Genomic DNA, 13835 nt, shown 5'->3' with positions numbered 1-13835 from the left:
ATCAACCCCCAGCCTCCTGCGATGCCCGGTCAAATTGCCTTATCCGCTGATGAACGGTGTATGTAGGTGAGCAGGATCGATAATGCTTTGAAGCTGCGGATCGCTGGTCGTGGGCTCGAGAAGTCTTCGTGGATGCCGAGGTCGTCGCGCAGCCAGGATATATAGATTGATGCACATCTTATACGGATTCGGTGGTCGCCTTACCAATAGCTGGTTCGTTCCTGGGCAGCGTGATAAGCCCCAGTTTCTCCGCCCACGTCCGGGGCAGCTTTACGGTCAGACTTGGCACAACACCTCCAGAGAGTTCGACTGAGGTTGAGCCTTCGAACTGGAAGCCCTGCAACTCCAGATAGACGTTCTCTTCGTCGAATACCTCGTTGTATAGATGGAACGCTGTTGGTTACCATTGTCGGTTTCGTGTTGTATTGTCGATTTGGTGCTCATTGCTTGCAGTCCTTTGCTTTTGTTGCTTTGGACGGATGAAAACTATCATTAGAGCGCAAGACATGCGCGAGCACCTTGCTACACACGGTTACCTGAAACGGTCAATCTCGGCTCCCGCTCTGGAGACCACAAAATGATCGGTGCATCTCGTAATCTCCTCGCAGCCTGTGACCGGATAGTGTTTTGCATGCGCCAAAGCCCAGCGATAAATGGCTCGCCGCTTGTTATCCTTGGGCTGATGGCACGATCTTCCTGCCCATCGGCAGTAAAACGCCATCCTCGTCGCAGAATCCTACGTCAATTCCCTTCGCGGGCGAACGAGTCCGGCTCGCATGAACTGGTTCGAGAACTCTATAACAAGTCCCCCAGCGCTAGGATCGCTTCCGGACAGGTTTAGTGCGTCGAAGTTCTTGCAGAAGCAACTGCAGACTTATACGGCCAACCCGGTAACTCTTTGGTCGGATTAAAAGCTTGTTCGGGGGCATTTCCTTGGCCAAGCTAGATGCGTGGTGTTTATTGTTAAAAACTTAATTCGAGCAAAACGTCTGTCCCGTACAAAAGTTCCGAGTCCACTCAGCTACGAGCCATCCATTCGCTGATGCGAGCGTGAAAGCTGCGGCTCATCGCAATTTTTTGACCGTCCACCAGCACGACCGTAAACTCTCCACTGGGTTCAGTCCGCACTTCCTTTAGATACTGCAAATTGACGATCGCGGAACGATGCACACGAAGGAACATTTGCGGGTCAAGCTTCTCTTCCAGATGGCTCATGGTCTCGCGCAGCAGGTGCTTTTCGGTTCCGGTGCAGATGCGCGCATAGTTCTCTTCCGCTCTGATCCAACGGATATCCGAGACAGGAAGAAACAAAATACGGCCGTGAGATTTGAAGACGATGCGTGTCGTGTAAGCGGGAGGATACTGGGTGCGGCCATTGCTTCGCCCGGCATTTTCCTTTGAGGTGTAAATCTCTTCACGGGCGCGTTGCACTGCCGAATGCAAACGCTCGGAGGTGAAGGGCTTTAGCAGATAGTCGACTGCGTGTATCTCGAACGCGCGCAATGCGTAGCAGTCGTATGCGGTGGTGAAGATGATGCGGGGCACAACGGAGTCGCTACCGACAGAGAGTTTGCCGATGATATCGAAGCCGTCCATGCCTGGCATTCGAATATCGAGAAAAAGTAACTCCGGTGCAGTAGCACGCACTAGGTCGATCGTTTCGGAAGCTGACGCTCCTTCACCAACAATTTTGATCTCAGGCTCGTCGCGAAGCAACTGGCGCAGCTTCTGTCTCGCTAAGACTTCATCGTCCGCCAAGATAGCGTGGATCATCATGCACCAAACCTTGTCAGCGTCTCTGTAGGACTAGCAGAGAACTGTAGTGGGAGCGTTATAGTTACCTCGACCTGATCCCGTGCGACCTCGCGTATACAAAATGTATGTTGATCTCCATAGTGCAGCTGCAGGCGGCTCTTAATGTTGGCCAGCCCGACGCCTTGACCGTCAGAGGGTTTGGAGGGATTCGAATTCAAGCCTGCACCGTTATTGAGAACACTCAGCTTCAGGCGCGATTCTTTTCTTGATGCCTCGATGTGAAGCAGGCCATTGCTGTCGAGCCTGGAAAGGCCATGAGTGTAGGCGTTTTCGATGAGCGGTTGGAGAATCATTGCAGGCACAAGAGCATCATGCAACTCCGGATGTACCCATAGTTGCTGGTGGACACGGCCTGTGAATCTGCGCTCCTGCATTGCGAGATACATCTCCACAAACTCCATTTCGTCATTGAGACGAATGAACTGCACTGCGCCGCGCTCGAGGGTGATACGCAAGAGGCTGCCGAGTTGTTCCAACATTGTGTCGGCGGCAGCGATGTCGGTCCGCATGAGGCTGGAGATGCTGTTCATGGTGTTGAAGAGGAAATGCGGATTCAACTGCATGCGGAGAGCGGCTATCTGGGCCTGAGCCAGTTGCACCGACAATTGAGCGGCCGCAGCCTCTTTCTCACGGAATTTATGGTAGTAGCCTACGCCGCGAAAGAGGGTGAATGCACCCCAGAAGATGACCATGTTGTCGACAAACTCTGCGTCTAAATGAAACGCCAGCCTGTGCCAATAAGTCATGTGCGGGCGGTTGAGCGGGAGTTGCGGGAAGCAAGCGACCCAGATCATCTCTTCCACAACACTGGTAACTATGCTGAGCGGAAGCACATGCGTGACAATACAGGATGTTTTTACCCGTTGAATCCGGGGCCCACACCATCTCCACAGCAACCAGCAGATGACACCCCACAAAAAATATTGCACCCACCATGCTGCAAAAAGGATGCCTATGCCGATACGGTAGCTCCATAGGCGCATAGTCATCCACTCCTGCAGGGCGAACAGGGTGCCCAGCAGGACCGACGCGCCCACAAAGATTACCGGATGCATGAAGAGTGGTTGTGCGCGTGTGCGACTTGTTGGCGGAAGGTTCAGGTAATCATCCTCTGCCTTCTTCCTTTACGGACGAATAGGAATGCAACCACACATTCTATTCCCCGGCCTTGTCACGAGGCGGGCACGTAGAGCAGTTGACCAGCGTGAAGACCAGCCGTCGAGACTGCAAGTGCTGATGCGGGAAAGCGTTGCCGCTTGTCACTGTCTTTATTGACGAAGAGAAGAGGGGTGCGGTGCAGCCTGTACCAGGTATTTGCATCCGAGTCGAGCGCTCCGACCAGCTGAGTCCCCAGCCTTTTTGCCAGCGTCGCCAGGTCGTATTTGACCAGGCTCATCGCCAACTCTCCACCTTGGAGAACGGCCGTACGGAAGTGAAGGTAGGCAGCTTTGCTGTCTGCGGGAACACCTTTGCCGTCGCGTGCAAGGGCTCCGAGCACTACGGAAGATTTCCAGTAACCTGCGCTCGCTGCGGTTTCCAGGAGGGATGGTCCCTCCTGTGGAGACGTTGCTAGATCAGGATGGTTGACCAGGAGCAGGCCCACCGAGTGAATGGCCGGAATGTACCCATCGGCGGCAGATGAGCGCAAAAAAGCCTCGGCTTTGCGAAGATCGTGGGGATGGTCGGCATCCACCGAGAAGAGTGTGCCGAGATTGTAGGCGGCGACAGGATCATGGAACTGCGCGCCGGTTTTGTACCAGGTTTCGGCGGCTGCTTTATCCTGCTTCACACCGATCCCAAAGTAATAGAGGTCGCCCAGATAACTGGCGGCTGCTCCGTCTCCCCTGCTGGCCGCTTCGCGAAAGAACTGCATGGCCAGCTCCTCATCTTTAGCCACACCGAGTCCCCATACGTACACTACGCCAAGGTTCACTTTGGCTCTGGTGAGGCCAGAGGCGGCGGCGAGTTGGTACCAGTGCAAGGCACGTGCTTGATCGACCGGAACACCTATGCCAGCCTGATAGAAGAAGCCGATCTCATTTTCCGCCTCAGGATCTCCGGCTTCAGCGGCTTTTTGGTACCAGTACGCGGCCTGCTTCGCATCCTGCGTTACTCCGTTGCCTGTGAAGTAAGCCGCGGCCAGTTCAATTTGTCGAGAAGCGTAGCCCTTTTGAGCATCTGCCTTTAGCTGAGTGATATCTATTCCCTCTGCTGAAGCCGCGTAGCCTACAAGCAGGGTTACACCGATAGCGAGTAACAGGGCTCTTACGAGTTTTACGGAGACCAAGAGAGGGTTGCTAGTTGTTCGAACCATGATTTCCTCCAGCTTGTGGGATCTGGCCATGTCTCTGGGTCTTTCAACTAACTACATCCCATGAAGCGTAGCCGGCGCTACATAGACTTGCGCGATTACGGGCGGGTGATCGGTTGGTTTCATGATTATGGGATCACTCGTCACCTGCAAAGACAACTCAACGACACTGGCATGCTGTTGATCGTGGCCAGGAGCAACTCGTCACATAATTGGAACTAATGTAATCGCGCCGCTCTTGTCTGCCTGGCAATTTCGTTGAGAGGCGGAAGTGTAGTTATCGGTTCCGCTGAATAATTTTTCTGACAATAAGTCACTGGCCTCGACACAGGAACTTACTGTGCAACCATACATCTGAAATGTGTGCTGACTAGCTGACATGTGACGGATAGCGGCGCGGAGTGACGAAGCTAGCTAAATTCGGGAAGAATGTGAGTCGGCGGAGAATAAATGAACTGTTGAATCCTTTCCGCAGGCGGCGTCTCCCATCAGTCATCAGTCGCAGTAATCAGTTCTCGGTGCGCGGAGATTCGTCACCTGCAAATCGACCCGCAGATTCTGCCGTTTGTCACATTCTGCGGGGCACTCGTCACAACGCTGTTGTTGACCCAGAAGTTAGGCACATAATGCACTGCACCGGGTTGCGGGTTGTGAATCTGTTTGCCTTGCAAGACGATCCATGCTCCGGGAGAGTGCGAAACAGCACGCGGCACGAGCAGTAACTGCCTTCGCTACGAGTGGCTCAGATGTGACTTGAAGTCAACGATACGAAGGCCTTGAAGCCTTCCATTTTGCGATGATTCGGAGTCGGAACGGAAGGCCGGCTCGCATCAACACTTGAAGGAGTCCAGCCATGTTCAAACGCATCTCGGTTCACGCGTCGATTCTTTTCGTCCTGCTTTTCCTGTCTGTTTCTCCAGCTCTGCTAACAGCGCAGACCGATTCCGGCATCGTGTCGGGACTAGCGGTCGATCAAAGTGGGGCTCTCGTCTCCGATGCTACGGTAACGCTCACCAATACGGGGACAAACGCTGAACGGACGGTGACTACGAATCATAGTGGCGAGTACACGTTTCCTCCTGTGGCTGCCGGCATTTATACGGTCAGGGCGGACGCTCCAGGCTTTCAGCGGTTTGAGGCGCGGGTCGAAGTCACTGTTGGTGGGCACGCGACGGTTCCGATAAAGTTCGCTCTCAGTGGTGCGCAACAGACAGTGACCGTGATTGATCAGGGCGGGACGACCGTCAATACGCAGACTCAGGAAGTGTCGCAGATCGTGAGCAGTGTCCAGGTCTCGGAGCTGCCCAGCCTTACTCGCAATCCCTACGATTTTGTCTCGATCTCCGGCAATATCAGCTCTGGAGACAAAGTAGCGCAGAGTGGCGCGACAAAGACCACCGGCGATCAGAATGACACGACGCGTGGCGTTGGATATTCGCTCAACGGCCAACGGTCCAGTGGCACAGAGATCCTGTTGGATGGGGTTGAGAATGTTGACTCCTACGTGACCGGCCCCGAGGTCACGGTGCCGATCGATGCGGTGCAGGAGTATCGCATTACGACCAGCAACTTTGAGCCACAGTACGGTCGCGCGTCAGGCGGTGTCGTCAGCGTCGTTACCAAATCGGGGACCAATCGATTTCATGGGGGCGCCTGGGAGTTCAATCGCTTGGCGGCCTATACTGCCAATACTGTTCAGAATGCGCAGAGTGGGGTGCCGAAGGGCGGCTATACGCGCAACCAGTTTGGCTACGACGTCGGTGGACCAATCTTGAAAGATCGACTGTTCTTCTTCCAGAGTACTGAGTGGGTGAGGGTGCGTAGCGCGGGCAATCAGATCTCGTTGGTGCCGACGCCGCAGTTCTTGGCGGCCTCCAATTCGGCCACGCAGGCCTTCTTCACGCAATATGGTTCTCCGGCTCCGGCTTTTACCCAGACGTTGAGCAAGGACGACGTAGTGGCTTCGGGTGTGACTCCGACTGCTGGTGGGCCGTTTGATCTTTTGTCGGGAAGCACGCCGGTGTTCGGAATAGCTCCGTTCACTTCTCCTACCAACGCCGGAGGTGGCTCTCCGCAGAACACGTATTACTTGATTGGACGTGTGGATTTTAATGCAACCCCAAGAACTCAGATGTACGGGCGGTATGTCTTTTACAACGAGCTGGATGAGACTGGCGCCATGTTCAGTACGCCGTACTCGCAATATAACGTTGGGAGTTCCGAGCGGGATAACGCCGCTCTCTTCGGTCTGACGCACGAGTTTTCCGGTTCCCTGGTGTCCAGCACGAAGTTGAGCTTTACTCGTCACACGCTAAGTCAACCGTTCGATACGTCGCAGCAGCACACCCCTACCTTATTTCTTTATAACAATGCGACGATTGGAGGAAATCTGGTTCAGTTTCCTGGCTTCTACAGTCAGTTTGAAGGAACAGGAGGACTTCCATCCGGAGGACCACAGAATACTGTCCAGATAAGCCAGGACATCGACTGGACGAAGGGTCAACACTCCTTCAAGGCCGGTACTCAATTGCTTTATATCCAGAACAACATCACCTATGGCGCCTATGCGCAGGCAGTTGAGGGGATCGGTACAAGTGCTCCAACGGGACTGGATAACTTTTTGAACGGCACGCTCTCGATCTTTGAGGGCGCCGTTGACCCACAAGGAGCGCTGCCTTGTGTACGGGACTACGCGACTGGCGATCTGGTCCAGACGCCGCAATGCCAGATCACTCTACCCGCGTCGCAACCGAACTTTGCCCGTAGCGACCGGTTCAAGGACTGGGCGGTGTACGCGCAGGATGCATGGAAGATCACACCGCGCTTCACGCTCAACTATGGTGTGCGCTACGAATACTACGGGATTCAGCACAACAATAAGCAGGACCTCGATGCCAACTTCTACTACGGCCCTGGTGCTACGCTTCAAGAACAGATTCGTAGTGGCCAGGTGTTCACGGCTCCTAATAGTCCGATCGGTAAATTGTGGAATCCGCAGTACGGCACTGTGGGACCTCGTATCGGCTTTGCTTACGACATCAACGGTGATGGCAAGACAAGTCTGCGTGGCGGATATGGAATAGCTTACGAGAGGAACTTTGGAAATGTGACGTTCAATGTCATCCAGAATCCTCCCAACTACGCCGTGGTCCAGATCACGACACCCTCGCCTATAACGACGAACAACGCTGGTCCCATTGGCGGCTCCAGCGGAACGGTCCCGCTTCCGCCAACCAGCTTGAGAAATGTAGATGAAAACATTCGTACGGCGGCAACGCAGTTTTATAGCCTGACGGTTGAGAGGCAGCTCGCGAATAACGTCGTTGCATCCGTCGCTTATGTCGGTTCGCGGGGGACACATCTTTACGACGTGAAGGGCTACAACATGCTTGGCGCCGGGAACGTCTATCTCGGCGACCTTGTTCAGGACGCTAGCGGCAACTTCATCTACTCGCGGCTTAATAATCAGTATGGGTCGATCAATAATCGTGGGAGTGAGGGAGATTCTTACTACAACGGCTTGAACCTTGGTTTTCAGATGACAGATCTCGAACGCACGGGGCTCATTATCACGGCCAACTATACAGTCGCGCATTCGACTGACAATCTGAGCTCGACGTTTTCAGAGAGCAATAGCTCGGTGAATGGCATTGGGAATCTTGGTTATCTCGATCCCTTCAATCCTGGACTGGACCATGGGGCATCTGACTTTGACATCCGTCAGCGATTCGTTTTGGCGCCGATTTACAGAACCCAGTGGTTTAAAAATAATCACTCCTTCGCCGGGAGACTCCTGGGAGGATATGAGGTGACTGGTATTTACACTGTCCGCACTGGAACGCCATTCACGGTCTCAGATAGCAGTAACTCGCTGAACCGCAGCGCCGGGGTCGGCATACCTCGCTACACGCCGGGCACAACCATCTCGAACTACAGTTTCACAAAAGCGAAAGATAAGAATGGCTCCGGCGCGAACCTCTACGACCTGGTCTCTTTACCGGCAGCCGTAAGCTACGGAAATCCGGCTCTGGGTGGGATATCCGACTTCGGGCCATATCCCTTTGCAATGACTCATCGGAACGCGTTCTCCGGACCTGGCGCGTGGAACTTCGATCTTGCGGCAAGTAAAAGCCTTCTGATTAGAGAAGGTATTGAGATTGAATTGAGAGCAGAAGGCTTTGATATCTTCAACCACCATAACCTTTACATTACTGAGTCCAATAACGACGTTGCCAACTACGGCTATGATGGCGCAACCATCCCTATCCAGGCAAAGAAAGGTGGCGTCAATGGTGGTGCGAACGATGAGCGTCGCTTCGGTCAGTTTGCTCTGAAGGTTAAGTTCTGAGGCATTCTCCTCAGAGAAACGCCTTCGCCTCCACGGCAGCGGCGTAGGGATTGTTGTTCGAATGGACGATGTATGTCCTAGTGAAACCCTTCAGCGCTGCCAACCGGTCGGCTTGCTCATATGTAATCTGGCGTAATCCTTAGCTTGCTGCAATCCCTGTGTTTGAGAGATCTTGCTCGGGAAAGCGAGAATGATGATTCGAAGGCGAGCAACGCGGATAGAGCTATCTACTGGCGGATCTTCAGATGGGGCGAGCAAGCGTCTGAGAATGGATTAGCCAGGAACGTACCCGCTATTCCAGAGACAAGAATGGTTCCGTCGGAGTTGAAGTGTGCGGAGCGGAACTCCTCTTCTGGGAGATCGTTGAGCCTCCTCCAGCTTTCACCACTGTCCTGACTGGTGTAGACGCCTGTGAGCGAGGTCACGACCTCTCGGTTTGGTTTGGACGGGTCGACCTCTATGCTGTAGGCCCGAACGTTGGAACCTGTTTCATCTGTGGTTCTGTGCAGTAGAAATCTTGCATTGGTGACTCTCCTTACGGTGCCCGGACCTGAAGGGTTATAGACACCCCAGCATGCAGCTAAATGAAGACCGCCCACGACACTCATTCCATGGATCGCAGAGTCAGGGCCCACTCCCTCGATGCGGCTCCATTTCATGGAGTGGAGGTTGAGAAGATAGACCTGATCGCCGGTTCCCACATAGAGGAAGCCTGGATCCAGTTTTTTTGAATCATCAAACTGGGCGGAGAGAAGATCCATCTTGGTTGGAAGATGAAGGATGGGCCCTTCTTCGATCCATGATTCATCTTTATCTTTGTGGTAGCGGAAGAGCTGAGGCTCGCGGTCAAAGTAGCCATAACCGATAATGAGATGATTTCCGTCGGCCGTTAGTTCGACCACATTTGCCCTGATGGGATCACCTGCTTTTTTCGTAATGGGCGTCTTGGGAGGTGAATCAGGAACGCGAGGACCGACAATAGGTTTCACCAAGCTATCCGATTTATTTGGTTGAGGAAATACCTGAAAGGCTCCCCGTTGCGTTGTGATCACAAAGTAGGTTCCACCAGGAGACACAATAAATCCGTTACGCAGCCCTTCACCGATGCGCGCATCGAAGTATCTGGAATCCACTCGTGCGATCTGAGTCCATGTCGCGCCGCCATTGGTAGATTTCGAGATGTACATGGCTCGATCCTGGGACGGGACCTCACTGCTGAGGTCTGCAGTAAGACCCCAAATTACGTCGGGATCGCTGGCGTCAGGATCGGGGTCGCTGGCTATGGCTTCGATAAAATCACTTGCGAACCGATGACTTCCTGGAAGGCTGGTTACTCGATGAACGAAACAGCTGTCTGTGTCACTTCCTGAATTGGCCGGCGACGAGTTGGTGACGACAGCGTGGTTCGGTGCGGGAGTTTGAGGTGGTGAAGTCTGTCCCGTCCCCGTCAAGGGAAGCGCCAGCATCAGGAATAGACTTCTCCCGCTGCGGGCGACGCGACTTGTGTGTCTGTGTGCCATAACCAGAACGCCTTCGATTTGGCTGGAACCAACACCTCAAATTTACTTCAAGGTGCAGGATCTGCCGAGCGTATCTGGGTGATTGGCGGGAATCAGTCTCCTGCAACTGCCATCTCGTAGTGATTCCCTGTTTGACTACGGAGGGACTGCTCGAAGGCGGCGATCTGTGTTTCGATATTAGACTCCGCGTTTCGTCGTTTGACAATGTCTTCGCGATAACGACGCAGGAAGTAGTCGATCGTCTCAACGCGAATACGGATTGAACCAGAGGGTTTGTTTTCATCTAGATCTTTGAAGGAGAAATAGGGTGTGCCTGACTGTTCGATGATGCCTTCGATGACCCCGTAGATCGGGGCGTCGTGACCGCATTTGAAGCTTGAGACCTCGAGAGCGACCAGATTTGGATGGCGAGCCGTGAACTTCGCTGCCCACACCTTATGGTTGGTGCTGGTCGAGTAGCGATTCTTCCACACATCACTGATGTCGAGGGGATGGGTGATAAGACCTGCACGAACCTCTTCTCCGAAGAGACGGTCAAGCAGGTCTTCGTCGAGAGGCAAGGTGCTCTGTGAGAAGACCGGGTAGCCGAGCTTCTGAAACTCCTCCATGATCTCGTGGTTCAGGCCTGGGTCGTGGTGGTAGACGCGACCCAGCATGACGATGCCAATGCGGTCTTCGCGTTCGAGCTGGTCGAGCGTCTCACGCGCTTGTCGCCGGATGTCGGCTTCGCACTCGTGCAGAGATTTGAAGCCTACGGCGATGGCCCGCTCGTTCTCTTCCCTGGTGAGGCCGAGGATGGGGCCCCAGGTCTTGAACATCTGGTCCGCGCAGATTTTTTCGTCCTGGAGGTTCAGGATTGGATCGAGGTAGAGGACATTGTTTTCGGCAAAGATGTCGCTCTCTTTGGTGAAGGCAGCTTTGACCGTCTCCGGTGTTGCGGTCACGGTCGGGCAGGCGTTCGAACCGGTTAGATTTACGAGATGCGAATGCAGTACGTCGTACATTGGGAACCAGATTGCGTGAAGAGGCTTCTTCGTGTGCTTGGCAGCTAGTAAGTTATAGACGTGAGCGATCCCGATCTTCGATGGGTAGCAGGGATCGATGGCGCCTCGACTTGCGCCCGCGCGGTATAGCTCGGGAGTCGTGTAATCGGAGTAGATTATGTTTTCGGATTTCAGTCCTAGACTAGTGAAGTATGCGTTGAAGAATGGCGCGTAGGTGTAGGTATTCAGGAGACGTGGGATCCCGACGCGGAAATCTTTACGCTGCGTCATTCGAGCGACTCGTTCTTTAGTGGCCTTTGAGATGAACAGACCTTTGGTGGACGGCAATGGGTCCGAGACAACCCCCACGTCACGTTGACGGAAGACATCGTGGGCCGCGATGTCGACGTAGTTCGGATTGACGGCTTTGATTTCGTCGATGTCGGCCTTGATGTCCTTCATCTCGTCGAGATCTTCTACGGTTCCCTTTTCGCAGGTTGCGATGATCAGACGCTGTTCACCCTTTCGTAGAGGAACTTTGGTTTTACGAGGCTGGAATTCTACGGGCTTTGGTAGTTCGACCACTTTGCTTGATCCGGGCGCAAGTTGGATCTGAACGAGAGGCTCGATCTTGGCCTTGAACACAGATGGCGAACTGAGGCTTCCACTTGTGCTGCATGACCCGTGAGATTCGACGGGAGGGAGATTGGCTTCGATTTGTTCGAGCGGCGGCAGAGTATTCATGACCTCCGCAACTTCTGCCGGAGTGGCAGCACGATCTTCATGGACAGCATGGGGGTGAGAGTGTTCGGAGTTTTGTTGTCCGGTTACGTCGACGTCGATGAAGGTTCTAAGGCAGTTGTTTTTGCAGAAGTAGCAGCGCGTGTCTTCGTTGCGCGTAGTGCGATAGCGAATGTTCGCGACAGCTTCGAGGCCGACGAATGTGGTTTTCCGACCGTTGCGCCAGAGACGCAGAGACTCCTGGGCCGCACCGATTGCGCCGGATTCGCCACAGTGCTCGTGCACGATGATCTCCGGCTCTTTGCCGTTGGCGCGGAAGCTTGATTTGATGAAGTCCACTTCGGCTTTGACTACGGCGAGATTATTTTGCGTTCCGCCTTGAAGCACGAAACGTGAACCGAGAGCTGCCAGATTTGGGATGCTGGCTACGTATAGAAAGACATTTTTGGGTAGCACATCTGCTAGACCTGCGAGGATCTCCTCCGAGCGCCAGCCTTGACGTTGGAAGTTAACGATGTCCGACTGCATGAAGACAGCGCAACCGTAGCCGAAGGATGGCATTGATTTTGCGGAGAAGGCCAGATCGGCGAACTCCTCGACTTTCATGCCGAATCCCTCGACAGTCGATTGCAGGAAGTATCCGTTCCCTGCTGAGCACTGAGTGTTTAGTTTGAAGTCTTTTACGCGACCGTCTTTTAGGACGATGAGTTTGATGTCCTGGCCCCCCACATCCACGATGACGTGGGGATCTTCATAGAATTTCAGCGCTGATTCTGTATGGGCCACGGTTTCGACGAGCGCCACATCTGCGTTTAAGACATCCTTGATGATGTCCTTTGCGTAGCCGGTTGAGCCGACGCCGAGCACCTCGAGGGTTGCGCCCTTGCTCTCGATCTGTTCGCGGAGATGCTCAAACATCTCGATCGTATCCTGAATCGGATTGCCGTTTGAAAGCTGGTAGGTCTTGCAGAGAATCTCTCCATCCGTACCGAGTACGACTGCCTTAGTCGAAGTGGAACCGCCATCGATTCCGACGAATCCGGAGACGACTTGACCTGGCAGAAACTCCGCCGGGGTGAACTTCTTTCTCTTGTACTCGGACTTGAAGGCAACGAGTTCTGCGTCCTCTGCGACGAGGCCCTTTCCTCCTGATATGGCCTTCTCTTCTGCGCGACCGTAGTCGATGTAATAGACAAGCTTGTCGGCGCCAAGATATCGTCCTACCTCTGACTCTTCCTCTCTACCGAACTCGACCGATCCCAGAGCCGCGAAGTATTGGGCGTTTTCAGGGACTTTGATCAACTCTTCGGGAGTCATGCCGTCGGGAATCTCAACCTTGCGCTCCTTCCACATACGCGGAATGTTGGTCTGCCACGCTTCGCGCATGCCGCGGATGAAACCGTTCGGGCCACCAAGCAGAAGGACGTGGGGACGGAGCGTGTGCCCGCGAGTTAGGACGCTGAGATTTTGCAGCACGATGGCTTCAAAGAGCGAGGCCATCAGTTCGTCCGAAGGGGTGCCGGTTTTCTGCAGGCCGTTGATGTCGGTTTCAGCAAAGACACCGCACTTCCCTGCTACCTTGTGCAGCTTGATGTCGTGGTATCCCTGATTTGCGAGCTCTGCTGCAGGAATTTTCAGCTTGGCGTTGATCTTGTCGATGACCGCTCCTGTGCCGCCGGCGCATTTGTCGTTCATCGATGGGATCTTCTTCTTGCGGCCCGTCTCTTCGTCGTCTTTGAAGACAATGATCTTCGCGTCCTGTCCGCCTAACTCGATGACGGAGTACACCTCGGGATGAAGTTTTTCGACTGCGAGTGAGACAGCATGGACCTCCTGGACGAACTTCGCACCGATCATCTCGGCGATTGTTCCCCCGCCGGATCCTGTGATGAAGATGCGTGTATTACCCGGTGAGATTCCGGTGTCCGCTTCCATGCGGCGCAGGAACTCGAGGACTTTTTCTGGTTGGCGTGTCTCGTGACGCTGGTAGTCCTGCCAGATGGTCTTGTCAGACGCGGCATCGACCACAATCGCTTTAACGGTTGTAGAACCTACGTCCAGGCCAACCAGAAACTGGTCCATTCTCTTCTCCTCTATGACGATTCTTTGAATGGAGA

General features: G+C 54.0%; 6 protein-coding genes. 1 reads left to right on the top strand and 5 read right to left on the bottom strand.

All coding sequences use genetic code 11. The annotated features are described in order from the left end of the window. Window positions 1-1017: 1017 nt before the first annotated feature. The 3 genes from RBB81_RS15985 to RBB81_RS15975 form a co-directional block, all read right to left on the bottom strand. Entirely contained in the window at window positions 1018-1776 is a 759-nt protein-coding gene (locus RBB81_RS15985) for a LytR/AlgR family response regulator transcription factor (RefSeq protein WP_183788191.1), read from the bottom strand. After that, entirely contained in the window at window positions 1773-2870 is a 1098-nt protein-coding gene (locus RBB81_RS15980) for a sensor histidine kinase (protein ID WP_353071343.1), read from the bottom strand. Before RBB81_RS15980 ends, RBB81_RS15985 begins: the two co-directional genes overlap by 4 nt. A gap of 116 nt (window positions 2871-2986) precedes the next feature. After that, a complete protein-coding gene (locus RBB81_RS15975) occupies window positions 2987-4129 on the bottom strand; it encodes a tetratricopeptide repeat protein (RefSeq protein ID WP_353071342.1) in 1143 nt (380 codons plus the stop codon). Between the two features lie 850 nt (window positions 4130-4979). Between RBB81_RS15975 and RBB81_RS15970 the strand changes: the two genes are divergently transcribed. Continuing rightward, entirely contained in the window at window positions 4980-8474 is a 3495-nt protein-coding gene (locus RBB81_RS15970) for a TonB-dependent receptor (protein ID WP_353071341.1), read from the top strand. Between the two features lie 227 nt (window positions 8475-8701). Here RBB81_RS15970 and RBB81_RS15965 read toward each other — a convergent pair whose 3' ends face one another. Both RBB81_RS15965 and RBB81_RS15960 read right to left on the bottom strand, forming a co-directional pair. Then, window positions 8702-9994: a WD40/YVTN/BNR-like repeat-containing protein gene (locus RBB81_RS15965; protein WP_353071340.1), complete on the bottom strand. Its 1293-nt coding sequence runs from the start codon at window positions 9992-9994 to the stop codon at window positions 8702-8704. A gap of 92 nt (window positions 9995-10086) precedes the next feature. Beyond that, window positions 10087-13800 (bottom strand): BadF/BadG/BcrA/BcrD ATPase family protein, encoded by a 3714-nt coding sequence (locus RBB81_RS15960; protein ID WP_353071339.1) that lies wholly within the window; start codon window positions 13798-13800, stop codon window positions 10087-10089. Window positions 13801-13835: the final 35 nt, after the last annotated feature.

This window comes from Tunturibacter gelidoferens (assembly GCF_040358255.1).
GTDB lineage: Bacteria > Acidobacteriota > Terriglobia > Terriglobales > Acidobacteriaceae > Edaphobacter > Edaphobacter gelidiferens.
The sequence above is the reverse complement of the archived record's forward strand: the minus strand, read 5'-3'. Positions and strand labels throughout refer to the sequence as shown.

Coding starts and splice junctions, on each gene's coding strand:
- RBB81_RS15975 (WP_353071342.1), bottom strand. CDS start 4,129: ATGGTTCGAACAACTAGCAACCCTCTCTTGGTCTCCGTAAAACTCGTA.
- RBB81_RS15985 (WP_183788191.1), bottom strand. CDS start 1,776: ATGATGATCCACGCTATCTTGGCGGACGATGAAGTCTTAGCGAGACAG.
- RBB81_RS15980 (WP_353071343.1), bottom strand. CDS start 2,870: ATGCATCCGGTAATCTTTGTGGGCGCGTCGGTCCTGCTGGGCACCCTG.
- RBB81_RS15965 (WP_353071340.1), bottom strand. CDS start 9,994: ATGGCACACAGACACACAAGTCGCGTCGCCCGCAGCGGGAGAAGTCTA.
- RBB81_RS15970 (WP_353071341.1), top strand. CDS start 4,980: ATGTTCAAACGCATCTCGGTTCACGCGTCGATTCTTTTCGTCCTGCTT.
- RBB81_RS15960 (WP_353071339.1), bottom strand. CDS start 13,800: ATGGACCAGTTTCTGGTTGGCCTGGACGTAGGTTCTACAACCGTTAAA.